Origin of the sequence: Nonomuraea fuscirosea (genome assembly GCF_003001935.1) — a bacterium.
Taxonomy (GTDB): domain Bacteria; phylum Actinomycetota; class Actinomycetes; order Streptosporangiales; family Streptosporangiaceae; genus Nonomuraea; species Nonomuraea fuscirosea.
Map to the genome: position 1 here is coordinate 99,917 of NZ_PVNG01000024.1, position 23,244 is coordinate 123,160.

The 23,244-nt window shown below is 71.9% G+C and carries 14 protein-coding genes; 4 read left to right on the forward strand and 10 right to left on the reverse strand.

Annotated features, from left to right (window positions below):
• Positions 1 to 89: 89 nt before the first annotated feature.
• Entirely contained in the window at positions 90 to 539 is a 450-nt protein-coding gene (locus B0I32_RS43475; protein ID WP_106249657.1) for a hypothetical protein, read from the forward strand.
• Here the strand turns inward: B0I32_RS43475 and B0I32_RS56895 are convergent.
• From B0I32_RS56895 to B0I32_RS43520, 7 genes are all read right to left on the reverse strand, one after another.
• Positions 530 to 8,524 carry a CHAT domain-containing protein gene (locus B0I32_RS56895; protein ID WP_146178522.1) on the reverse strand — a complete coding sequence of 2,665 codons (7,995 nt, stop codon included), beginning with the start codon at positions 8,522 to 8,524 and terminating at the stop codon, positions 530 to 532. The genes B0I32_RS43475 and B0I32_RS56895 overlap by 10 nt on opposite strands.
• A gap of 413 nt (positions 8,525 to 8,937) precedes the next feature.
• On the reverse strand, positions 8,938 to 10,713 hold the full coding sequence (locus tag B0I32_RS43495; RefSeq protein WP_106249664.1) for a GH39 family glycosyl hydrolase: 1,776 nt from the start codon (positions 10,711 to 10,713) through the stop codon (positions 8,938 to 8,940).
• 16 nt (positions 10,714 to 10,729) lie between these two features.
• Positions 10,730 to 12,253 carry a glucoamylase family protein gene (locus tag B0I32_RS43500; RefSeq protein WP_106249666.1) on the reverse strand — a complete coding sequence of 508 codons (1,524 nt, stop codon included), beginning with the start codon at positions 12,251 to 12,253 and terminating at the stop codon, positions 10,730 to 10,732.
• An 11-nt stretch (positions 12,254 to 12,264) separates the two neighbouring features.
• On the reverse strand, positions 12,265 to 13,092 hold the full coding sequence (locus tag B0I32_RS43505; RefSeq protein ID WP_106249667.1) for a carbohydrate ABC transporter permease: 828 nt from the start codon (positions 13,090 to 13,092) through the stop codon (positions 12,265 to 12,267).
• Positions 13,089 to 14,018: a carbohydrate ABC transporter permease gene (locus B0I32_RS43510; protein ID WP_219912309.1), complete on the reverse strand. Its 930-nt coding sequence runs from the start codon at positions 14,016 to 14,018 to the stop codon at positions 13,089 to 13,091. The genes B0I32_RS43505 and B0I32_RS43510 overlap by 4 nt, the downstream gene beginning before the upstream one ends.
• A 3-nt stretch (positions 14,019 to 14,021) precedes the next feature.
• Positions 14,022 to 15,287: a sugar ABC transporter substrate-binding protein gene (locus B0I32_RS43515; RefSeq protein ID WP_106249669.1), complete on the reverse strand. Its 1,266-nt coding sequence runs from the start codon at positions 15,285 to 15,287 to the stop codon at positions 14,022 to 14,024.
• The gene (locus B0I32_RS43520) at positions 15,284 to 16,282 is read right to left on the reverse strand and encodes a LacI family DNA-binding transcriptional regulator (RefSeq protein WP_106249671.1); all 999 of its coding nucleotides are present in this window, start codon (positions 16,280 to 16,282) and stop codon (positions 15,284 to 15,286) included. Before B0I32_RS43520 ends, B0I32_RS43515 begins: the two co-directional genes overlap by 4 nt.
• Positions 16,283 to 16,423: 141 nt before the next feature.
• Between B0I32_RS43520 and B0I32_RS43525 the strand changes: the two genes are divergently transcribed.
• On the forward strand, positions 16,424 to 16,828 hold the full coding sequence (locus B0I32_RS43525) for a nitroreductase family deazaflavin-dependent oxidoreductase (RefSeq protein WP_106249672.1): 405 nt from the start codon (positions 16,424 to 16,426) through the stop codon (positions 16,826 to 16,828).
• A 106-nt stretch (positions 16,829 to 16,934) separates the two neighbouring features.
• Here B0I32_RS43525 and glgA read toward each other — a convergent pair whose 3' ends face one another.
• Positions 16,935 to 18,107, reverse strand: a complete 1,173-nt coding sequence (glgA, locus tag B0I32_RS43530; RefSeq protein WP_106249674.1) for a glycogen synthase — start codon at positions 18,105 to 18,107, stop codon at positions 16,935 to 16,937.
• A 158-nt stretch (positions 18,108 to 18,265) separates the two neighbouring features.
• Here glgA and glgC point away from each other — a divergent pair, with 158 nt between their 5' ends.
• A complete protein-coding gene (gene glgC, locus B0I32_RS43535; RefSeq protein WP_106249675.1) occupies positions 18,266 to 19,501 on the forward strand; it encodes a glucose-1-phosphate adenylyltransferase in 1,236 nt (411 codons plus the stop codon).
• A 351-nt stretch (positions 19,502 to 19,852) separates the two neighbouring features.
• Here the strand turns inward: glgC and B0I32_RS58285 are convergent, their stop codons facing one another.
• Positions 19,853 to 20,467, reverse strand: a complete 615-nt coding sequence (locus B0I32_RS58285) for a hypothetical protein (protein WP_181308409.1) — start codon at positions 20,465 to 20,467, stop codon at positions 19,853 to 19,855.
• A gap of 209 nt (positions 20,468 to 20,676) precedes the next feature.
• Between B0I32_RS58285 and B0I32_RS43545 the strand changes: the two genes are divergently transcribed.
• Entirely contained in the window at positions 20,677 to 22,155 is a 1,479-nt protein-coding gene (locus B0I32_RS43545; RefSeq protein WP_106249679.1) for an Nramp family divalent metal transporter, read from the forward strand.
• A gap of 99 nt (positions 22,156 to 22,254) precedes the next feature.
• On the opposite strand, the gene B0I32_RS43550 is transcribed toward B0I32_RS43545, so the two are convergent.
• Positions 22,255 to 23,232 carry an ArsR/SmtB family transcription factor gene (locus B0I32_RS43550; RefSeq protein WP_106249680.1) on the reverse strand — a complete coding sequence of 326 codons (978 nt, stop codon included), beginning with the start codon at positions 23,230 to 23,232 and terminating at the stop codon, positions 22,255 to 22,257.
• Positions 23,233 to 23,244: the final 12 nt, after the last annotated feature.

Sequence of the window (23,244 nt, forward strand, 5' to 3'; positions counted from 1 at the left end):
ATGTGGGCCTTCGCAGTCCTGCGTGTGGCGAGCACCGAGATTGTCGGTGGGGCATCCTACGATGAGGCACCTCACGGAGGGATAGTCACATGCTCGACTCGCTGATCGTGCCCTTGTTCGTCACCACGGACCTGCCGCCCGAGGCGGAGCTGGCCGAGTTCGGCGAGTTGCTCGCCGGGACGGCGCGCGTGCTCGGCGACGACGGCTACGAGGCGTTCCTGGTGGGCCGGGTGTTCTGGCTGGATCGGCCCGTGCTGCCCGAGCAGAGCCCCGCCGCCGAGGGCGAGCTGCGCTTCGCCGGCATGCTCGGCTACCTCGCCGCCTCCGGCGCCGGCCACACCACGCGCGAGGTGGTCCGCGACGTGCGCCGGGCGATCGGGCAGGCGGTGACCGGCCGCTACGGCGACGTCGGGGTGGCGCCGGCCGTGTTCGCGATCCGCGACCAGGACGTGCGCGAACGCACTCCTGAGCTGGCCATCCACGTCGACACGCGCGACGCGGCGGCCGAGCTGGTGAGCGCCGCCAGGTCCTACCTGTAGTCGCCGGTGGCCGGGACGCCGTCGGGCAGGCCGACCAGCACGTACGACGCCCACAGCTCCGGTTCCGCGGATCCGTAGAGCTCACGCAGGCCGAGTACGGCGGCGCGCAGCGCCTGGGCCGGGCCGGCGCCCGCGCGGAGCCTGGTGTGCAGGTCGCGCATGAGCGCGCGGGTGATCTCGGCGGACACCGGCCACAGCGAGAGCACCACGGCTCCGGCGCCGGCGTGCAGCAACCCGTACCCGAGGCCGGCCAGACCGTCGTGCAGGCCGACCCCGTGCACCGTCTCGGAGGCGGGCTCGCGGCTCGTCCGGTGGGTGGTCTCGTGGGCGGTGACGAGGACGAGGCCGGCATCCAGGCGCGTGCTCATGAGGTCGCGGGCGGTGCGGAGGCCGTCGGCGAGGCGGATGCCCGCGGCGAACGGGTCGGCCGGATCCTCGACGGCGCGGCAGGCCAGGTGCACCACGTGCCACGAGCCGTTCTGGGGGCTTCGGGCCAGGGCGTTCGTGGTGGCCTGGCGGTGGGTGGTGCCGAGCAGGGCGGCTGCGTCCCGCGCCTCGGACTCCACCACCGGGCGCTCGGCGGCATCCGGGGTGAAGGTGAGCACCAGGGAGTCGCCGCCACGCGACGGGGCCCTTTTCGCCAGCCTCGACAGGGCGGCGGCGGAGGGGGCGTACGCGACGGGGAACCGTTCGAGCAGCGGGCGGCCGTCCGGGGCCAGGGCGTGCAGCGGGATGCGGTGCAGAGCGGCGTGCGGGATCAGGTGGAGCAGGTCCACGTGGTCACCCAGGGCTCGGACCGCCTCTGACAGCAGGAGGTCGGCCAGGCGGCGCCAGAGGTCCGCGCGGTGACGGCGGGCCTCGATGTCGAGCAGATCGGGTCGGCGGCCGTCCGCGGTGCGCAGGAATTCGGCCAGGAGGGGGCGGTCGACCGCGGTGGGAAAGGCCCGCGGCTCGGCCCAGCCGGTGCGATGAGCCAGCACGGTCACCGTTTCTTCCCCGGCATGGAATCCGAGCAGCGCCGTCACCACACCGGTCCCAGGGGCGTTGACGAGGGCGTCGAGCTCGGCTCTGCTGGGCGGGGTGCCTCGGCGCAGGGCGACGTGGTCGGGGGCCAGGGGCTCCATGCGGGTCCAGAGGCCGTCCAGATCGGCTTGGGCGGCGTGGGCGCGGTGGATGAGGTGTGCGGCGCGTTCCGGGTCACGGGTGTTGCGGGCGGCCGACGTGAGCGTGCGAACGGCCTTCATCACTCGCCGCTCTGTTTCCAGCAGCTCGGCAGGGACGCCGTAGGGAGCCGGCCAGTCCTGGGGGCTGGAAGGTGTGGCGGGCATGCCGGGAGAAGGCGGCTGATGCTCCGGGTCGAGGTGGGTGGTGAGGGTGTGGTGTCCGGCCTGTTCGGCGTGGGTCCAGGCGGTCATGCCCTGGTTCAGGTGGGTGGCGAGGCGGATCACGCGGTCTTGGGCGGCTTCGTGGCCCAGGGCGTGGGCTCGTTCGGCGTCGGCGAGGGCGGCGGGGAGGTCGCCCAGCTCTTCGGCGGCGATCGAGCGGTGGTGGCAGGCGGTGGCGTGCTCCAGGTCATGCCCCAGGTCGGCCAGCAGCTCGATCGCCGCCGACAACCGACGGTGGGCGGCGGCGTAGGCGCGAGTGCGGGACTCGGCGTCTTCCTCCGTGTGAGTGTCGGCAGCGGCGGCGGTGTCGGCGGCGGTGTCGGCGGCGGTGCGGGCCTTGTGGACATTGTGGGCGGCGGCGAGGTCGAGGGCGCCCAGGTGGGCGAGCGCGACGGCCTCTCCGGCGCGGAAACCGATCTCCTGCGACAGGACGAGCGCTTCGTCCAGCCATGTCTGCTCAAGCTGCGCCGTCCTGGTCAGAGCCTCCCTTGAACGCGCTTCCGCGTCCCGATCCAACGCCGCTTCCGCCCCCTTGGCCGCCTCCTCGGTCCGTGCGGCGCGTTCCAGGCGGGCGAGGGTGAGAAGGGTCAGGACCGTGCTGCGGTGGCGGCCGTGTGCTCGGTCCAGAGTCAGGGCCCGGTCGGCGAAGGGGCGGCCCTGCGCGGGCTCTCCGCGCAGGTCGTGGACCAGGGCCAGGCCGGCGTAGGCGGAAGCGAGGCCGGCGGGGGCGCCCAGTTCCTCGCCGAGCGCGATGGCCTCGTGGTAGCGGGTGGCGGCCTCGTTCAGCTCGCCGAGCTTGAGGTGGAGGTCGGCGCGACCGGTCAGCAGCGGGACTCGGAGCGCGCGCCAGATGGGGGCCTCGACCAGGGCGAGACCCTCGTCGTACGCCCGCGCGGCCTCGGACCAGCGGCCCAGGTCGGCGAGGGCGGCGGCGAGAAGGCCGAGGGACTGGACGAGGTGGGCGGGGAACGCGATGCCCTCGTCGCGGGCCAGCTCGACCGCCCTGGACAGACGGGTGACCGCCTCCTCCGCCCGGCCCAGCTCGGTGGCCGCCGCGCCCATGTTCCGCAGGTGTTCGACGATCCGTTCGTCGCGCAGCTCGTACCCCTGAACGGCATGGTCGTAGGCGGCGGGGAGGTCGCCCAGCTCGCGGCAGTAGAACGAGAGCCTGGCCAGGAGATGGGAACGGTCGGCGAGCTCACGGTCGCCATCGGAACCGGCGGGGCCGGGCAGACCGGTGGGCGGGCCGGGCGGAGCGGTAGTCGAGCCGAGTGGAGCGGTAGTCGGGCCGGCTGGGACTGCGCCCGAGCCAGGCGAAGCGATGATCGGGCCGCGCGAAGCCCTACCTGGGTCGGGTGGGGTGGTGGGCGGGAGGTTGGTGAGGAAGGTCTGGGCGAGGGCGCGGGCCGTGGGGAGATCACCGGCGGACTCGGCCTCGGCCAGGCGTAGCCAGGAGCGCAGGCGTTCCGACGCCTCCGCGCGCCGGCCGCCCGTACCGAGAGAGGCCAGAGCTCTGGTCAGGGTGGCGCGGCCGCGGGTGAGGTCGCCGAGATCGAGCTGGATGCCGGCCAGGCGGGACAGGACGGCGGCGTCCAGCTCCCCCGCCATGGCCGCGATGATCTCGAACGGCGCTCCCGCCGAAGCGAGCGCGTCGTCGGCCGTCTCCAGACCGGTGAGGCCCTCCTCCAGCGCGGCCCTGGCCCGGCGGAACTCGCCGTGCGCCTCCAAAGCAAAGCCCAGCTTGATCGAGGCGAGCGCGGCCAGCCGGTGCCGCCCCCCGTCGCGGAAGCCCGCCAGGGCCGACTCCAGGGCCCGCGTGCGGGCTCCGAGGTCTCCGGTACGGGCGGCGAGCGCGGCCAGGCGGTCGTGGACGACGGCTTCCTTGAGCGCGTCCCCGGCGGCCAGGCCGAGCGCCGATTGCAGGCGTTCACCGGCCTCCCTGAGCTCGCCCAGCTCCACGTCCACCGCGGCGCGGCCGAGGGTGGCGATCAGCAGCGTCTCCAGGTCGCCCTCGGCGGCGGCCAGCTCCAGGGCCCGTTCGAGGTCGTCCGGGGCTTCCTCGGCGCGGTCGAGGGCCGTCAGGCAGGCGGCGCGCATGCTCAGCGCCGCCGCCTCCTTCACCCGCGACCGCAGCCCGGCGAACGCCTCCGCCGCCGCCCCGAACGCCGCCAGCGCCCGTTCCGCATCACCCTCCGCGTACGCCAGGCAGCCCAGGTTGTAGCGGACGGCCCCGGCTCCGTCGTGGTGTCCGATGGCCTCGTACTCGCGCTCGGCCAGGTCGAAGGCGACCCTGGCGCCGTCGACGTCCCCGCGGCCACGGCGGCGCTGCGCGATCCGGTACCACTCGTCGGCGGGTTCGCGCCGCCGCCCCTTACGCCGGACGACCTCCACCAGCCTGGTCTCGCAGGCGGCGGCGTAGCCGGGATGTCCTCGCCCGGACAGCAGGACGGCGTGGGCGTCGAGGGCCGCGCACGCCTCCTCCCACGCCCCGGCGGCCTCGAGTTCGATGGCGCAGGCGGCCATGCGTTCCGCGGAGGCGGTGAGGTCGTCCTGGTCGACGGCCGCCCTGGCGGCGTGGACGAGCGCCTTGGCGGCGGCGACGCTCTCGCCGAGCGCGAGGTGGAGCGCGCGTGACCTGGCCGCGCAGGAGACGGCCTCCTCCGGGTTCCCGGCGGCCAGGTGCGCCGCGGCCGCGGCGTCCTGGTGCCGCGCCTCGTCCTCCGGCAGTCCGGCCTCCTCGCACCGGGCCACGGCGCGCATGTGGTGCTCCACGGCGCGGGCGGGGTCGCCGGTCCTCAGGAGGAGCGCGCCCATGTGGCCGAACTGGCGCGCCTCGGCTGCGGGGTCGTCGAGGTCGTGGTAGACGGCCGCCGAGCGTTCGTACGCCTCCAGGGCACGGGACGGCTCCCCCGACGCCTCGTGACCCGCTCCCAGCCGCGACAGCGCGTACGCCGCCCGCGACCGCAGCCCGGCCGCCTCGAAGGCCACCGCCGCCCGTTCCAGCACCACGCCCGCAGCACGCGAGCGCCCCGTCTCGGCCAGCCGCAGTGCGGTCCCCAGCAGAAACTCGCCCCGCTCCCCGCTCCCCTCGGCCCTGAGCTCGGCCAGCCGCAGCAACTTGAGCGCCAGGTCCTCGTCCGGAGAACGCATGGCCAACTCGGTGGCGGCCACCGCAAGCTGCTCATCCACGACCAACGACGGCCGCCGGCCGGGGGCATGAGTGGAGGGCGTGGAAGGCGCCGGGGTGTCGGAAGCTGAGTCGTCGAGAGCTGGGGCCTCCGGGGCTGCCGCGGAGGCCGGCCGCTCCGGGGCCCTGGAGGTTGGCCTCTCCGGGACCGACGTGGAGGCCGACGTTCCGGGAGCTGACATGACGGGCTTCGTCGGGGTGGGCCTCGAGGTGGCCGGCCCCGATGGGACCGACTCGGGTGCGACCGGCTCTGGGACGACCGGCTCTGGGGCGACCGACTGTTGGGTGAGCGGCTGTTGGGTGAGCGGCCCTGAAGCGACCGACTCAGGGGCAATGGGGACCGGAACACCTGGGGCTGGGGGTGCAGAGGCCGAAAGGCCGGGAACCGGAGTGGCAGGGTCAGCTACGCCAGGGTCGACAACAGGGCTCGTGATCCCAGGGCCGACGCTCCCAGGAGCGCCAGTCCCAGAGCTGACGGTCCCTGAGGCGGCAGTTCCAGGAGCGGCAGTCCCAGGGGCAGCAGTCGCAGAGCTGGCAGTCCCAGGAACGGCACTCCCAGGGGCGGCGCTCCCAGGGGCGGCAGTCCCAGAGCCGGCGATCCCAGGAGCGCCAGTCCCAGAGCCGGCGGTCCCTGAGGCGGCGATCCCAGGAGCGGTGATCCCAGAACTGGCCGTCCCAGGGGTGGCGGTGGCCGACGCGGAGATGGCCGGACCGGTGGAGGTGGCTGGATCGGCGGTGGCCTTCGAGGCGGCTGGGGCGGAAGTCGCCGGATCGACAGTGAGAGGGGCGACGGTGACCGGGCCAGGGGCTGCAGTCCCAGAGCTGGCGATCCCAGGAGCGGCAGATCCAGAGCTGACGGTCCCTGGGGTGGCAGGCCCAGGAGCAGCAGTCCCAGGGGCGACGGTGACCGGGCCAGGGGTGGCGATCCCAGAGCCGACGGTCCCAGAGGTAGCAGCCCCAGCAGCGACAGTCCCAGGAGCAGTGATCCCAGGACTGGCGGTCTCAGAGCCGACGGTCCCAGGGCCGACAGTCCCAGGGCCGACAGTCCCAGGGCCGACAGTCCCAGGGCCGACAGTCGCAGAGCTGGCGGTCCTAGGAGTGGCGGTTTCAGGGGTGGCGGTCGCAGAGCTGGCGGTCCCAGGAGTGGCGGTTTCAGGGGTGGCGGTCGCAGAGCTGGCGGTCCCAGGAGTGGCGGTTTCAGGGGTGGCGGTCGCAGAGCTGGCGGTCCCAGGAGTGGCGGTTTCAGGGGTGGCGGTCGCAGAGCTGGCGGTCCCAGGAGTGGCGGTTTCAGGGGTGGCGGTGGCGGGAGGTGGTGGGGTGAGGGTGGTGTCTAGGGCCTGGGTTAGTTCGGGCAGATCAGTGAGGTCGGCTGCGTCGGCCAGGGCGAGGGCTTCGGTGAGGTCGCGGGGATCGCCGTAGGCCGAGTGGCGGGCCAATAACGCGCGGCACAGCTTGCGTTGGGCGGGGCTCTGGTCATGGGAGGCCTTGGTGGCCAGTTCGACGCCCTGGCGGGCGGCCAGCACGGCTTCGCGCAGGTCGTCGGCCCGGCGCCGGCCGTCTGTCTGGGTGGCGCGCCAGCACAGGAGCTCGGACACCAGTCCGTACGCCTCCGTCCGGAACGTCAGCCGCTCCCCCGCCCCCAGGGCCTCGCGCAGCACGGCTAGGGCCTCGTCGGCGTTGGCCATGGTGAGGTCGAGTCTGAGGGCCTGGGCGAGCAGCAGCAGTGTCGTGGCCCTGGCCGGGTCCTTCTCGTCGTGGGCGGCCAGGGCGGCGCGGGCGGCGGCGATCGGTTCGGTGGGGTCGCCGCCGGTCACGACAGCCCGCCTGAGCAGCGCGTTCGCCAGGTTGGTGAGCAGCCGTGGCCGGTCGGGATGCCCGCTCGCCGACGAACCGCCCCCCAGCGGACCGCTAGCCAGAGGACCGTTTTCCAGACGGTCGCTCCCCCGGGGTCCGCTCTCCAGACGGTCGCTCCCAAGACGGTCGCTCCCTAGAGGGTCGCTCTCCAGACGGTCGCTCTCCAGACGGTCGCTCTCCAGACGGTCGCTGCCCTGGGGGTCGTTCGGCTGAGCACCGCCCGGCTGGGAGCGACCCGACGCAGAACCGCCCGGCCGAGAGCCCCCCGCTGCGGAACCGCGCGACCCAGAACCCTCCGGCCTGGAATCACCTGGCCCTGCATCACCCGGCTCGGCACCGCGCGCTCCCGACCCACCCAGCCCAGAACTCCGCGCGAAGCCGCCCGTCCCCGAACCACCCGAACCGGAACGGCGGAGGCCGGAGTGGCCGGCGGTGGAGAGGTCGGCGGCTCGGCGCATGACGGAGATGGCCGTGTCCAGGTCGGCGGGGTCGCCGGTGACGCCGTAGCGGTGCCAGCGCCGGTCGCCGAGGAGCCCGAGCCGGACGACGGGGTCGGTGCCGAGTCCGCGCGCCGTCTCGTCCGGCGTCACGTGCAGGGCGTCCAGCATCTCCAGGCCGGCCTCCAGCGAGCTCTCGTTCCCCGTCACGACGAACCACTCGATCAGCCCCGCCGCGTACGGCGCCAGCACCCCCGGATGGGCCCACGGCTCGTGCCAGAAGTCCAGCGCGCACTGCCCGACCCTGATGAACGCCAGCAGGTCCTCGTCCGCGTACGACGCCGCGGCCCGCGCCTGGGTGAGGTCGACGAGGGTCAGCAGCGCCCGTGACCTGTCCTGGCCGCCGGGCGGGGTCTCGACCGCCGCCAGGTACGCCCGGACCAGCTCGTCGTCATCGGGCGCCGCCAGGCCCAAGGCGGCGGCCAACTCGCCCGCGGACAGGGTGTCGCCGTGGGCCCCGAGCGCGGCCCGCAACAGCATGTGGACCGCGTCGGCGATGACGTGCCGTTCCCCGCCGCGCGTGTACTGGCGGACCAGGCCCGCGCCGACCAGCCCGAGCGCGCCCGGCGCCCAGGCGGGGTCGGCGGCGCGCATGGACTCCTGCAGCAGGAACTGGCCGAGCCGGTCGGAGACCTCCGGCACCGGGTCGGCCATGGCCCGGCGGACCAAGGCGTGGATCAGCAACCCCACGTGCCGGTAGGCGTCCGGGTCCACGTGCTGGAAGACCTCTTCCACCAACCCGGCCCACGTGTCGGCCGACTCGCCCGGCGGCCGGGAGCCGCGCAGCTTCTCCGGCAGGCGGCCGGGATCCAGCACGGCCACGGCGGCGAAGAAGGCGCCCGCCACGGCGGCGTCCTGCGTGGTGCGCTGGTCGAGCCGGTAGCGGGCCAGGTGCAGCATGCCGATCAGCCGCCAGGCGGCGGCGTCGGTCCTGTCGCCGGCGCACGCCCGCATCGCCTGCTCGGCTTCGGCCAGCGCCGCGGGATCCCAGATCAGCTCGGGATCCGCGGCCTGCTCGAACCGCTCGATGCGGGCGGCCAGCGCCTCGGCCGGATCGGTCATTAGCACAGGCTCTCACCGGCGCGCCTCCCGCGTACAGAACCGCCGGTTTAAGGGGCCGGCGAAGGGCGCCGACCGTGGGCGTCAGCGGTGGGTGCCCGCGGTAGGTGCCGACGGTGGGTACCGACCGTGGGCGTTGGCGATGGGTGTCGGAGGTGGGTGTCGGAGGTGGGTGCCCGCCGTGGGTGTCGGAAGTGGGTGCCCGCCGTGGGTGTCGGAGGTGGGTGCCCGCCGTGGGTGCCGGCGGTAGGCGGTGGCGGTGGGCGCCGGCCGTGAGTCTCGGCAGTGGGTGCCACCAGCGGGTCTCGGCAGCGAGTGTCCGCCACGAGTGCCAACGAAGAGTGCCGGTGACGAGTGCCGGTGACAGGTGCCGGTGACAGGTGCCGGCGCAGGACGCCGGTGAAAGGTGGCCAGGTTCAGGGGGTCAGTTCGAGGAAGCTCACCCCCGGCATGGGCAACTCGAACGTGATCGTGAACGTGGGGCCGGTGACAGTGGCGGGCGGGGTCAGCTCGGCCAGCTCGTCACAAGCGCGCAGTTCCTCCCACTGCGCACCCTGCGGCCAGTCCCCGCCGCCCATCGCCTGCCAGGCCGCCTCCACGTTCGTGTGATCGGCGTCGATGCGGTGATGGGTCAGCGTGTACGAGCCCTCCAACCCCTCGACGGTGAGCGTGATCGATCGGTCCAGTTCGGCGGCCCCGGACGCCTGGGCGTTGTTGAGGGTGCCGTTCCAGACGAGCACCCCCACCCGGCCGTCGTCATGGCGGGCCGCCCACACCTCGACCCCGCCCACGTCGCCCCCGGCCTCGGCCGCCAGCTCCAGGCCGCCGAGCCGTTCGGCCAGGGCGAGGGCGTGGAAGCGGGGCTTGCGCAGGTTGCCGACGGTGAGCAGGCCGAAGCCGCCGTGGAAGAGCCTGGGCGGCCGGCCCACCTCCTCGAAGTGGTCCGAGGCCACCCAGTGCGACAGCGCCTCGATGCGGCCGGCCGCCGACTTCATGCCGTGCAGCACGAACGCCGCCCCGAACGCGCCGTCCCCGATCCCCTGGAAGTGGGTCGGGGTGGGCCCCCACTCGGTCCACCAGACGGGCACGTCGTGGCCGTGCCTGACCAGCGTGGGCCGCCAGTCGAGCGGCGCGTTCCCGTACGTGTGCGTGGAGACGAAGTCGAGCGGCGCGCCCGATCCGGCGATGTGCACGAGCAGTTCCTCGACCCAGCCGTTCGCGGCGGAGGAGGGGCCGCCGACGCGCAGGTCCGGGTGGACGTTCTTCACCGCGGCGGCGGTGACGTCGTAGAGCAGGAAGTACTCCTCGGGGGTGCCGGACCAGAAGACGGACAGGTTCGGCTCGTTCCAGACCTCGAAGGCCCAGTGGTCGATCAGCTCGCGGATGCCGTAGCGGGCGGCGAGGTGCTCGACGAGGGCCCTGACCAGGTCGCCCCACGCCTCGAAGTCCTTCGGGGGCGAGATGACGGCCGCGTAGTCGAAGACCGTCCTGGACGGGTCGGCGGCCAGGTCGCGGGGCATGTAGCCGAGCTCCACGATCGGCCGCAGCCCGAGCGAGACGACCTTGTCGTAGACGGCGTCCACGCCGGAGAAGTCGTACGGCTCGCCCTCCTTGTAGACGCCGAGGTCGTCGCCGAGGATGGCGTGCGCCCTGACCGTGCGCACGCCGAGCTGCTCGCGCACGAGGCGCAGCGCGTCGGCCAGTTCCGCGCCGATGGGCCGGCCGCCGCTCTCGTCGGTGCTGAGCAGGTGGGACAGGTGCTCAGAGCCCACCATGTACGCCCACGGCCGGGGCAGCTCACGCGTCACCCGCCGCGCGTCCACCTGCACAGTGACGGCGGCGGCGCCGGAGACCGGCAGTGGGGCGGCCTCGACGGGCGGGGAGAACGGCCCGGTCGCGTCCGCGCCGATGACGGCGGCCACCGTGTAGGCGGCCGCCCCGTGGCCGGTGTCCACGAACCGGCAGGACGGCACCGCGGGCACGTCCACCTCGGGCGGCACGGCGCGCACCCCGTCCCTGTGCACGAGGTAGCCGATCGCCTCGGGCACGGGATCCCAGGTGAGCGTCACGTGCCCGGCCCCCGGGACCGCGCGCAGGCCGGTGGGGGCCTCCAGCGCGGGCACGGGGACGGTCGTCTCGCCGGACGCCTGTCCGACGCGTTCCTGCCAGTCGCGGTGCGCGGCCGTACTCATCGGCGGGTGCCTCGATTCATCGCACGTCCCAATTCTCGATCGCCATCACCGGCCGGAGCCGGTGCTCCACGCCGGAGCCGGCGAAGTAGCGGTGCAGGTTGCCGTTCGCGAGCACGTTGCCCAGGGCGCCCATGACCATGCCCTGGTCGAGTGCCAGATACCACTTGGACACGGCCCCCGAGCGGACCGCGACCGCGTCGTAGAAGCCGCCGGGGCCGTAGGCGTCGAAGCCGGCCCGCAACTTGGCCAGGTTGGCCAGGGCGGCGTTCCTGGCGTACGGGAGGGCCAGGAAGCTGGCGTGCGGCGTCACCACGCCGTTCCCGTAGCTCGCCGGCTGCGGCTGGGCGGGGCGGCAGCCCTCGTAGCCGTAGTCGACGCGGGTCTCCTCCTCGTCGGAGGTGTAGCCGGGCTCGTCCATGCCGAGCGGGTCGACGCCGTAGACGCGGTAGGTGCCGTGGGGGTCGTTGGACGGGGAGAAGCCCCAGTAGCCGTAGCGGGCCTCCTTCAGGCCGTGCTCGATCTGGGCGCGGACGAAGACCGGGTGGTTGCGGCCCCAGCTCTTCGGCGCCCACTCGGCCTCGGGGACGACCAGGTCGGGCATGAGCGCCTCGAACATCGATCCGCCCCAGTTGGGGACGAACCGCATGCCGCGGTAGCCGTAGGTGCCCTCCCAGACGTTCACGCCGAGGTAGGTCTTCCACGACCCGACCGGCTTCTGTTCCTGCCAGCCGAAGTCGCAGCCGTTGTCGGGGAAGGTGCGGTACGGGCCGAAGTAGCTCTCGCGAGGCAGCTGGCCGAGCGCGATGCCCACGTACTGGCCGATCCGGGTCTCCGCGGGGGCGCCGTAGTGGTGGCAGGTGGAGTAGACGGTGGTGCCGGTGCCGGCGTAGTCGCTCTCCACGTTGCACTCGACCGGCGGGTCGGGCCAGAAGCCGCCGCGCAGCAGGCCGGTGCCGGCGTCGGGGCGGGCGGCCGGGTCGTAGTAGGCGCGGAAGTTCATGCTGTTGACCAGCCGGTCGGCGCGGGCGGCGTGCCGGGGGACGGCGTTGCGGACCATCATGAGCGCGCCGGCCAGCCAGCCGTTGTCGACGCTGGAGGCGAAGGGGCGCACGATGTCACCGGAGTCGGGCCAGGTGGTGATGACGGCGAGGGTGGCGGGGTCGTACCAGTTGTAGTACTGGCCGGTGGGGGTGTTGCGGTGCATCCGCTCCAGCGCGGTGAGGACCCGGCCGACCCGCGCGGTGGCGTCGGCGCCGTTGATGAGGCGCAGGTCGCGGGCGGTGAGCGTGCTCCACAGGTACGTGCCGATGTTGGTCGGCGAGGTGACCTTGGCGCGGGTTCTGAGGTCGCCGGTCACCTTGTCGGCGGGCAGGCCGGTGGCCGGCACCACCATGGCGTCCATCGAGCGCCAGGTGTCCTTCGCGTAGCGGAGCAGGACGGCGTCGGTGCCGCTGTGGACCGGCGAGGCGGCGGCGTTCGCGGCGCCGGCCGGCACGGATAAGGACAGCACGAGCAGTGCGGACAGGACCGTCTTGCGCATGGGTGGCTCCCCTACTTGAGGCCGGTGGTGGCGATGCCCTGGATGAAGAAGCGCTGCAGAAAGACGAACAGGATCAGGATCGGCGCGATCACCACGACCGATCCGGCGACCAGGAGGTTGTAGTGGGTGGCCTCGTGGCCGTTGAGGATGTTGAGCGCGACCGGCAGGGTGTACATGTCCTCGCTCTGCGCGACGACGGCCGGCCACAGGAAGTTGTTCCACGCGCCGAGGAACGTGATCAGGCCGAGCGTGGCCAGCGGCGGCCCGCACAGCGGCAGGATGATCCGGAAGAAGATGCGGAACTCCCTGGCGCCGTCGACCCGGGCCGCGTCGATCAGCTCGTCCGGCAGGTCGGAGATGAACTGCCGCATCATGAACACGCCGAGCGGCGTCACCACGGTGGGCAGGATGATCCCGATGAACGTGTTGACCAGGCCCAGCTTCGCGATCAGCACGAACTGCGGCATCATCAGCACGATCGCCGGGATCGCGAGCTGCACCAGCACCAGCGCGAAGGCCACGTTCCTGCCCCGGAAGCGGAGCTTGGCGAAGGCGTAGCCGACCATGGAGCAGAACAGCAGGTTGGTGGCGACCAGCACGAGCGCGATGAACGTGCTGTTGGCGAACGCGGTGCCGATGTCGACCCGGTCGAACAGCTCGGCGAAGTTGTCCAGCGTCCACGTCTGCGGCCAGAACGTCGGCGGGTCGCGCCTGATCTCCTGTTCCGGCTTGACCGAGCTGAGCGCCGTCCAGAGGAAGGGGCCGGCGACCAGGGCCAGGCCGACGCCGAGCCCCAGGTAGACGACCGCCCGCTGGCGGCGGGTGCTCCCGTTCCTCATCGGCGCCTCCCGAGCCTGAGTTGCAGCACGGCCAGCGCCACGATGACGGTGAACAGCACCGTCGAGGCGGCTCCGGCGTAGCCGTAGTTGCCGACCCCGAACTGGCCGAAGATGGCCAGCGAGGCCGACAGCGTGGAGTTGAGCGGCCCGCCCCTGGTCATGACCAGGGGCTCTTCCATGAACTGCATGAAGCCGACCGAGCTGTAGACGGTGCAGAACAGCAGCACGGGGCGGAGCGAGGGCACGGTGACCGAGCGGAAGCGGGCCCAGCGGCCCGCGCCGTCGACCTCGGCGGCCTCGTACAGCTCTCTGGGGATGCTCTGCAGCGCGGCCAGCAGCACGATCATGTTGAAGCCGAAGCTGCGCCAGGCCGTCATCACGATGATGGACGGCAGCGCGGTGCTCTCGTTCTGCAGCCAGTTGGGGCCCTGGACGCCCACCAGCTCCAGCAGCCGGTTGACCAGCCCCGCCTCGGGCTCCAGCAGGAACTTCCAGGCCACCGCGATGCCGATGATGCTGGTGATGTTGGGCAGGTAGTAGCCGAGGCGGAAGAACGCGGCGGGCAGGCGGGCGATGCCGGAGTTGAGCAGTACGGCGGCGGCCAGCCCGAGCCCGACGGCCAGCGGCAGCGTGGTGAGCACGAAGACGACGGTGTTGACGGCCGCCCTGCGCATGGCGGCGTCGTTCATGAGCCGCAGGTAGTTCTCGACGCCGACCGGGTCGACGGCCAGCGGGTCGCTCACGTCGGTGCTGCGCATGTCGGTGAAGCTCATGCCGATGCCGACCAGCAGCGGCCCCAGGTAGAAGACCGCGAAGAGGACCACGAACGGCGTGATGAAGAGCCAGCCGATGCCCGACTGGCGTAACGCGCCCCTGATCCTGATCGGCGGCGGGGCGGCCGGCGCCTGCTTCGTGCGGACGGCCACGGCTCAGAGGCCGGTGCCGATGGTGGTGGCCTGGGACTGGATCGACTTGGCCGTCTGCTCGGGCGTCTGGGTGCCGCGGGCCAGCTTCTCCAGCTCGCCTTCCAGCACCCGGGCCACCTGCTCCCAGGTCGGGAACGGCGGCGGTGTCCTGGCGTCCTTGAGCTGCTCGCCGAAGACCGCGAGCTGCTTGTCCGCCTTGAGCGCGGGCTCCTGCCAGGCGGCCTGGACGGCGGGCAGCGCCTTGACCGTCGTGTACCACTTCGCCTGCACCTGGGGCTCGCTCAGCCACTTGATGAACGACCAGGCGGCGTCGCGGTTCTTCGCCTGCTTGAACACCGCCATGTCGGAGCCGCCGACGAAGCTCGTCGCCGACACCGGGCCCTTGGGGTAGGGGGCGACGTCGAACTTGTCCGAGAACCCTGAGCCGCCGTCGTTGTTCAGCACGCCGATCATCCACGGGCCGGAGAAGAAGCCGCCGATCTCGCCCTTGATGAAGCTCTGCGGGAACGCACCTTCTGACGTGTTGTTCGGGGCCAGCTTCTGCTCGAACATCGAGGCGTACTGCTTGAGCGCGGTCACCGCCTCGGGCGTGTCGAAGGTGTAGGCGCCGTCCTTGACGATCTCGCCGCCCGCCTGCCAGATCAGCGGCAGCACCTCCTGCCAGGAGGCGCCCTGGGTGTAGCTCTGCTGGAAGCCGTTCTTCGCGCCGCCCTTCTCCTTGAGCGCCTTGGCGAACGCGGTGAACTCCGCCCAGGTCGCCGGGGGTTTCACACCCGCCTTTCCGGCCTGGTCGGTGCGGTAGTACAGGACGCGGGTCTCAACGTACCAGGGCACGCCGTACGCGGTGCCGTTGACGTCCACGGTCTGCCAGGCGCCGGGGAAGAAGGCGGCCTTGTCGACCAGGTTGGCGGGGGTGGGTTCGAGCGCGCCGGTCTTGGCCAGCTCGCCCGACCAGGTCGAGCCGATCATGCTGACGTCGGGCGTGGCGCCGCCGGCGATGGCCGCGGTGATCTTGTCGTGGGCCACGTCCCAGCCGATGGCCGTCACGTTGACCTTCACGCCGGGGTTGGCGCTCTCGTAGTCCTTGACGAAGGCGCCGAGCGCCTTGCCCTCCTCGCCCATCGCCCAGACCGTGACCTCCCCGGTGACCTTGCCGGTCGTGACGTCCTGCGCCTGCTCGGGCGCCTGCTGCGGGTCGCGGCCGCAACCGGCCGCCACGAGCGCGAGAGCCAGCGCGCCGACGGCGGCACGCCGGGTGGTGGTGTTCACGTTCGTACCTCCTGGGGGTGGTGACCACAGCTGGAGCGGATGACCAGCTCGGTGGTCAGGATGAGGTGCTTCGGGACGTCGCGGGTCCCGGTGATCAGTTCGTCGAGCGCGCGGGCGGCGCGGGCGCCGAGCTCACGCATCGGCTGCCGTACGGTGGTCAGCGCCGGGCGGGCGTGCCGGGCGGCCATGATGTCGTCCCAGCCGGTGACGGCGACGTCGCCGGGCACCTCCAGGCCGAGCTCCTCGGCGGCGAGCAGCGCCCCCAGCGCCACCTCGTCGTCGGAGCAGATGATGGCCCGCGGCCGGTTCCGGCCCTTGAGCAGGGTCCTGGCCGCCTCGAAGCCGCGGTCCACGGTGTACTGGCCGGTGTCCACGGCCTCGATCGCGCCGCCGAGCACGTGTTTCACGCCCTGCCAGCGCTCGTCCACGTCGTCCCGGCTGGTCAGCGGCGCGCCGAGGAAGGCGAACCGCTCGTAGCCGTGGCCGGTCAGGTGGGCCGCCAGCGCCCGCGCGGAGGCGATGTTCTCGCTGCGCAGCGTGTCGGCGCCGGGCAGCGGGTCACGCGAGATGAACACCAGCCGCACGCCCAGCCGGACCAGCTCGGCGGCCAGCGGCTCGGGCACGGCGTGGCCGAAGATCAGCATGCCGTCGACCCGTCCGGCGAGGTCCTTGACCAGGTCGCCGACCTTCGAGCGGCCCTTGGTGGACAGGATGACCACCGAGCGCCCCAGCTCGGAGGCGACCTCCTCGTAGCCGAGCAGGACCTCCGTGTAGTACGGGCCGGCCAGGTCGGGGAAGACGATGCCGTTGGCGGCGTGGCGGCCCTCGGCGAGGCTGACGCCCAAACGGCTGGGCGTGTAGTTGAGCTCCTCGACCGCCTTGAGCACCTTCTCCCGCGTCCTGGCGGCCACGGGGCCGGTGCCGCGCAGCGTCCTGGACACGGTCGCGATCGACACGCCCGCCCGCTTGGCGACTTCGTAGATGGTCACGTCCATGCGGCTTTCCTTTCATGTAAGCGCTTTCATGATCGCGGCTGTAAGCGCTTACACAAATGCAGTGTGCCAGCCGCGTCAACTTCCCGTACAGACCCCGGCGCGTAACGGTGAGGTCACGCCGCCCTGGGGTAGAGGGGGCCCATGCTCTACGGCAAGGAACACGTCCAGCGGTACCAGGAAACCGACGGCGCTGAGGGTCACGACTGGAACAACACCACGGTCCTGCTCCTGACCACCAAGGGGCGCAAGTCGGGCCGGCCCTACACCACGCCGCTCATCTACCAGAAGTACGGCGACGACCACCTGGTCGTGGCGTCCAAGGGCGGCGATCCCGACCATCCGCAGTGGTTCAAGAACCTGCAGGCGGAGCCGGAGCTGGAGGTGCAGGTGAAGGGCGAGAAGTTCAAGGCCCGCGCCCGCACCGCCACCCCGGAGGAACGGCCGGAGATGTGGCGCGTCATGGCCAGGACCTGGCCCGACTACGACGAGTACCAGAAGAAGACCGACCGGGAGATCCCGATCGTGGTGCTCGAACGCGTCCGCTGATCACCGCCCGACGACCACCGCCCGACGACCATCCCGCCCCGCCGGCCCGCGCCGGCGGGGCGGCCCTTTCCTGGCCGCCCACGCCCCGTTCCGGCGGGAGGCGGGCTCAGCCCGTCAGTGACGTGTAGAGCTTCAGCGTACGGTGGGCGATGCGCTCCCACGAGAAGTGTTCGATGGCACGCTCACGGCCCGCCACCCCCAGGGCGCGCGCCCGCGCCGGATCGCGCAGCAGGGCGTTGACCCGCTCGGCCAGGTCGGCGGCGAAGCGCTCGGGGTCGTGCGGGGTGCCGTCGGCGGCCTGGGAGATCGGCACCAGCAGCCCGGTCTCGCCGTCGGCCACCACCTCGGGGATGCCGCCGGTCGCCGTGGCCACCACCGCCGTCTCGCAGGCCATCGCCTCCAGGTTGACGATGCCCATCGGCTCGTAGACCGACGGGCAGACGAACACGGTGGCGTGCGTCAGGAGCTGGATCACCTCGGGCTTGGGCAGCATCTCCTGGATCCAGAGCACGCCGTCGCGGTCGAGGCCGCGCACCAGCTCGGTCACCTCGGCGGCGATCTCCGGGGTGTCGGGCGCGCCCGCGCAGAGCACGAGCTGCGCCTGCGGGTCGAAGGAGCGCGCCGCGTGCAGGAGGTGGACCAGGCCCTTCTGGCGGGTGATGCGGCCGACGAAGACGACATAGGGCCTGGCGGGGTCGACCCCGTGCTTGGCCAGGACGTCGGTCGCGCGGTCGGGGGCGTACTGGGCCGTGTCGATGCCGTTGTGGATCACGCTGACCCGCTCGGGCGGGATCTCCGGGTAGGCGGCGAGCACGTCGCGCCGCATGCCCTCCGACACCGCGATCACCGCGTCGGCGGCGGCCAGGGCGGTGCGCTCGGCCCAGGACGAGATCGTGTAGCCGCCGCCGAGCTGCTCGGCCTTCCACGGGCGCAGCGGCTCCAGGCTGTGCGTGGTGATCACGTGGGGCACGCCGTGCAGCATCTTCGCGACATGCCCGGCGAAGTTGGCGTACCACGTGTGGGAGTGGACGACGTCGGCGCCGGCGCAGGCGGCGGCCATCTCCAGGTCCACGCCGAGCACCTGGAGGGCGGCGTTGGCGCCCTCCAGCCCGGCCGGCACCCGGTAGGCCGAGACGCCCGCCTCGGCGCGCGCGGCCCCGAAGCAGCGCACGTGTACGTCGGCCAGCTTCCGCAGCTCCCTGGCCAGATATTCCATGTGCACCCCGGCCCCGCCGTACACCTCGGGCGGGTACTCCCGGCTGAGCAGATCAACGCGCATGAGAAGACCTTAAAGGGGGCGCGGGCAACGGGAACACATCGACAAGCCCAAGGTCGGGCACTTGGGTTCGTACATCCGTGACCAAATCAGGACACGCAGGAAGTTCACCGTGCGGGCTTTCGTCGATAGATCGGCCATTTGAGGGTAGCGTCCTGGACATGAGGTCCCGGAGGGTGCTTGCGGTCGTGCTGGCAGGTGGAGAGGGTAAGAGGCTGATGCCGCTGACGGCGGATCGGGCGAAACCGGCGGTGCCGTTCGGGGGGATGTATCGGCTCATCGATTTCGTGCTGTCCAATCTCGCGAACGGCGGATTCCTGAAGATCGTCGTACTGACGCAGTACAAGAACCACAGCCTTGACCGGCATGTCTCGCGGACCTGGCGGCTGTCGGCGATGCTGGGTAACTACGTCACCCCGGTGCCGGCGCAGCAGCGGCTCGGGCCGCGCTGGTTCTCCGGCTCGGCGGACGCGCTGTTTCAGAACCTGAACCTGATCTACGACGAGATGCCCGAGCACGTGATCGTGTTCGGCGCCGACCACATCTACCGGATGGATCCGCGGCAGATGGTCGAGCAGCACGAGGACTCCGGCGCGGACGTGACGGTGGCGGCGATCAGGCAGCCGCTGTCGCTGGCCGACCAGTTCGGCGTGATCGAGACCGACCCCGAGGGCCGCCGGATCGTCGCGTTCAGGGAGAAGCCGAAGGACGCGGTCGGGCTGGCCGACTCCCCCGACGAGGTGTACGCCTCGATGGGCAACTACGTGTTCAAGACGCAGTCGATGATCGACGCGCTGCGGGAGGACGCGCTCGACCCGACCAGCAAGCACGACCTGGGCGGAAACATCATCCCGATGCTGGTCAAGTCGGGCGGCGCCGACGTCTACGACTTCGCCAACAACATCGTCCCCGGCTCCAGCGAGCGCGACCGCGGCTACTGGCGCGACGTCGGCACCCTCGACGCCTACTACGAGGCCCACATGGACCTCATCTCGGCGCATCCGGTGTTCAACCTCTACAACGACAAGTGGCCGATCTTCACCGGGCACGATCCGCTGCCGCCGGCCAAGTTCGTGCACAACGACGGCGACCGGGTCGGGCGGGCGATCGACTCGCTGGTCTCCCCCGGCGTGATCGTCTCCGGCGGCACGGCGATCAGGTCGATCCTGTCGCCCAAGGTCGTGCTCCACTCGCACTCGCTGGTGGAGGACTCCGTGCTGATGGAGAACGTCAAGGTCGGGCGGGGCGCGATCGTGCGCAAGGCGATCATCGACAAGAACGTGGTGATCCCGGACGGCGCCCGGATCGGCTTCGACCTCGACTACGACCGCACCCGGTTCGCGCTGACCAGGGGCGGGGTCGTGGTCATCGGCAAGAACGAGATCGTCGACCGCTGAGCCGGAGGGCGGGCCGCGCGGGGCGCACCGGCGCCCCGCCCGCGGGGATGCGGGCGCGGTCGCCCGTGGTGACGCCGTGATGGTGGCCCGGAAGACGGTGCCGCCGTGATGATGGCGCGGTGACGGCGGCGCGGTGAGGGTGGCGCCGTGATGATGGCGCGGCGAGGGTGGCGTCGCGAGGGCAGCGCGGGCGGGGAGGTGCGCGGGCCCGCGAGCGTGGCGGGTGCCTGGGGGTCGTCGTGCTGGGGTGGGGCGAGGGAGAGACCATGAGGTCCCGGGTCACATGGCAGTGCCCCGGGACCGAACCGGAATGACCTTCACAACCGGCTCTGACCGGCCTTGGGTCCGGTGTTAGAAGCGGGCGTACCAGCCGGGCCAGCCGTAGCCCTGCCAGCCGCGCGGGGCCCAGACACCGCGCAGGTCCCAGCCGTGGTCGTGGCCGTGGCCACGGTGCCAGCCGCCGTTCCAGCGGCCGTCCCAGCCGCCGTCCCAGTGACCGCGGTCCCCGTCCCAGTGATCGTTGTGGCGCCAGTCGCCCTGGTTCCACTGGTCACGGTTCCAGGAGCCGTTGTCGTGCCAGTTGCCGCCGGCCTCTTCGTCGTAGCGGGCGTCCTCGTGCGTGACGTCCTCGTGCGTGTCCTCGTGCGCTTCCTCGTGCCGAACGTTCTCGTGCTGCGCCTCGTCGGTCTCCGCGTCCTCGTACGCGACGTCCTCGTACTGGACGACCTCGGGCTTGGCGGCGTCGTGCTCGACGGCCTCGTGCTTGACCTCTTCCTGCTTGCTGCTGCAGGCCGAGGCGTCGCGGCGGCCCGCGTAGACGCCCCATGCGTCGATGCGCAGCGAGTGATGCGCATCGGCCACGCTCAGGTCGCAGACGACCGGCTGGGCACTGGCCGGCGTGGCCATGCCGATGAGCGCGGCGGCGGTGACGAACGCGCCACCTGCCGCTATGAACTTACCTTTCATGATCTCCCCCTGTAGTTACCCTGTGGCAACGCTTCCTCACTCTACGTAGTCGATCCTGTTAGGTCGCGTAACGCCACGCGTGGACAACTCGTCACGTTGACCACCTGTCTGAGCCGATCCCGAGCAGGCCCGAGAAGCCGCAACACCGGGCAATTGGGTCTTGTGATGACCGCCCTTCGGGATCACCCTGAACGGCAGGAGGCACTGACATGTCGCACCCACTCGGAGTCAGCCGTCCCGATCTCGAAGTCACCGATCTGCCGACCCCCGAAGAGGTCTTCAAAGTCCCCCGGCTCGGCATCAAGGAACTGTTCAAGTACGCCGTCGGTCCGAGCCTGATCGCCCTGGGCATCTCGATCGGCAGCGGCGAGTGGCTGCTCGGCCCCCTCAGCGTGGGGCAGTACGGATTCGTCGGCGTCGGCTGGGTCATCGTGGTGTCGGCCCTGCTGCAGACGTTCTACAACGTCGAGTGCTCGCGCTACGTCCTCGCGACCGGCGAGACGCCGGTGGTCGGCTGGGGACGGGTGCCGCCGGGCTGGCCCCTGTGGGTGCCCCTGTCGGTGCTCATCGTGATCTTCGCCTTCATCGCGGGCGGGTGGGCCGCGTCGGCGGGACAGGGCGTGTACGCGCTGGTCCACGGCGTCGCCCCGGGAGCGGACGCCGTCGAGCCGCGGCTGTACGCCATCGGCCTGCTCGTGCTGGTGTTCCTCATCACCGCCGCCGCCCGCCGGATCAGCCGCGCGCTGGAGCTGGCCAACTGGATCATGGTCGGCACCATCCTGATCGCCCTGCTCGCGGTCGACCTGCTCGTGGTGCCGTTCAGCCAGTGGTGGGAGGGCATCCGCGGGTTCCTCACCCCGGCCGCCCCGCCCGCCGGGATCACCGCCACCCAGCTCGGCGGCCTGGCCGGCTTCACCGCCCTGGCCTCGGGCCTGAACTGGTACGTCATGGGCCACTACCGGGACAAGGGCTACGGCATGGGTTACCGGGTCGGCTACATCTCCGGCCTGCGCGGCGACCGCAAGCCGATCCTGGCCAGCGGCGTCACCTTCCCCGACGACGACCGCAACCGGGGCCTGTGGCGGCGCTGGTACCGGCTGCTCATGGTGGACATGTGGGGCGTGTTCTTCGTCGGCGCCATCCTCGGCATGCTGCTGCCCACCCTGCTCATGTCGCAGGCGGTCGCGATGTCGGGTGAGAAGCCGACCCGGGCGAACGTGCCCACGTTCGTGGCCACCGCGCTGGGCGACCAGTACGGGCAGGTGGTCTTCTACATCTCGCTCCTGGTGGGCGTGCTGATCCTGTTCTCCACCCAGCTCGGCATCTTCGAGGCGATGGTGCGGGTGACCACCGACGCGGCCAACGCGACGAGCCCGCGTCTGCGCCGGCTGATCGAGGGCGACCCGCGGCGCTTCTACTACCCGTTCATGCTCCTGCTGCTGGTGATCATCTCGATCGTCATCTTCCAGTCGCTGCCCGTGGGGCTCGTGGAGTGGTCGGCGAACATGTCGAACCTCGGCGCGCTGGTGTATCCGTTCCTGCTGATGTACCTCAACAGCAAGCTGCCGCGCCCGGCCCGCCCGCGGCCCTGGCACTACGTCATCCTCGTGCTCAACTTCCTGTTCTTCGGGTTCTTCTTCGTCAACTTCATCGCCGACTTCATCGGCGATCCGCTGGTGACGTTCTGACCGGGGACTGCTCACGTTCGCCGAAGTGATCCGCAGGGCTGTTCGGTCGCCGGCTTGACCGGCGTGCCGAACAGCCCTTCGGGGACCCCTTCTCGCGGGTCAGCCGCGGTGGAACAGCTCCAGCAGCTCCTCCGCGCGGCGGGTGCGCCCCACCCACACCTCCCGGCCGCGCCGCTCCCTGGTGATGAGCCGCGCGGCACGCAGCCGGTCACAGTGGTAGGTGATGCTGCTGGGCGCGACCTGCAGATCCACCGCCAGCATGCTCATCGTCATCGGCCGGCCGATCTTGCACAGCAGGTCCGCGCGTACCGGGCCCATCAGCGCCGACAGCTCGTCGCGCGGCGGGGCCGCGGGCCGGCGCCACATGCTCTCCGCGCCGGGCACCGGGTACGCGATCCACACGGCCTCCTCGTGGTCCAGGCTGACGATGACGGCGTCCTTGCCTGCCAGCATCGGCACCAGGACGATCTTCCTGTTGCCGAGGTCGAACCGGCTGGACTCGACGTCGGAGATGAGCAGGCCGCGCTCGCCGTACGCGATGCGATGGTTCAGCGAGCCCAGCAGCGGCTCGACACCGCCACGGACGGCGGCCAGGCCGACCCGGCCGACCTCCCTGTCGAGGAGGGGGCGGGCGCGCTGCCAGAGGGGTTCGACGGTGTTCCAGACCTCGGACAGGGCGCTGGCGTAGCCGTGCAGCCAGGCCCCGGGGTGTTCGGCGGCGGAGCGCCAGTGCGCGGGCAGCGGCCCGTCGCTGAACGCCTGCTCCAGGTCGGTGATCAGGCGGTCGGGCGGCAGCTCGCGCAGGGCGGCGGCCTGCACGGGGACGTCTCCGCCCGCGGGGGTGCTGGGGACGATGCAGTCGGGGACGACGGAGTATCCGGGGGCGGCGAGCGGTCGTACCGCCTGGTGTCCTGGCCGGCCGACGCGGGACCTGAGCGCCTGGCGCCAGAGGTCCGGCAGGCCGCGGTGGCGGCCCGCGAGGGCGTCGCTGATCATGGCCACGGCCGTGAGGTGCGGAGAGATCGAGACGGACAGCTGAGGAGTGGCGGTCATGCGCAGCTCACTCCACACGGTCATGCTGGTTACGTC

What these genes read in the sequence shown, in the direction of transcription:
- B0I32_RS43475 (WP_106249657.1), top strand. Translation starts at nt 90, where the DNA reads ATGCTCGACTCGCTGATCGTGCCCTTGTTCGTCACCACGGACCTGCCG.
- B0I32_RS56895 (WP_146178522.1), bottom strand. Translation starts at nt 8,524, where the DNA reads ATGACCGATCCGGCCGAGGCGCTGGCCGCCCGCATCGAGCGGTTCGAG.
- B0I32_RS43495 (WP_106249664.1), bottom strand. Translation starts at nt 10,713, where the DNA reads ATGAGTACGGCCGCGCACCGCGACTGGCAGGAACGCGTCGGACAGGCG.
- B0I32_RS43500 (WP_106249666.1), bottom strand. Translation starts at nt 12,253, where the DNA reads ATGCGCAAGACGGTCCTGTCCGCACTGCTCGTGCTGTCCTTATCCGTG.
- B0I32_RS43505 (WP_106249667.1), bottom strand. Translation starts at nt 13,092, where the DNA reads ATGAGGAACGGGAGCACCCGCCGCCAGCGGGCGGTCGTCTACCTGGGG.
- B0I32_RS43520 (WP_106249671.1), bottom strand. Translation starts at nt 16,282, where the DNA reads ATGGACGTGACCATCTACGAAGTCGCCAAGCGGGCGGGCGTGTCGATC.
- B0I32_RS43525 (WP_106249672.1), top strand. Translation starts at nt 16,424, where the DNA reads ATGCTCTACGGCAAGGAACACGTCCAGCGGTACCAGGAAACCGACGGC.
- glgA (WP_106249674.1), bottom strand. Translation starts at nt 18,107, where the DNA reads ATGCGCGTTGATCTGCTCAGCCGGGAGTACCCGCCCGAGGTGTACGGC.
- glgC (WP_106249675.1), top strand. Translation starts at nt 18,266, where the DNA reads ATGAGGTCCCGGAGGGTGCTTGCGGTCGTGCTGGCAGGTGGAGAGGGT.
- B0I32_RS58285 (WP_181308409.1), bottom strand. Translation starts at nt 20,467, where the DNA reads ATGAAAGGTAAGTTCATAGCGGCAGGTGGCGCGTTCGTCACCGCCGCC.
- B0I32_RS43545 (WP_106249679.1), top strand. Translation starts at nt 20,677, where the DNA reads ATGTCGCACCCACTCGGAGTCAGCCGTCCCGATCTCGAAGTCACCGAT.
- B0I32_RS43550 (WP_106249680.1), bottom strand. Translation starts at nt 23,232, where the DNA reads ATGACCGTGTGGAGTGAGCTGCGCATGACCGCCACTCCTCAGCTGTCC.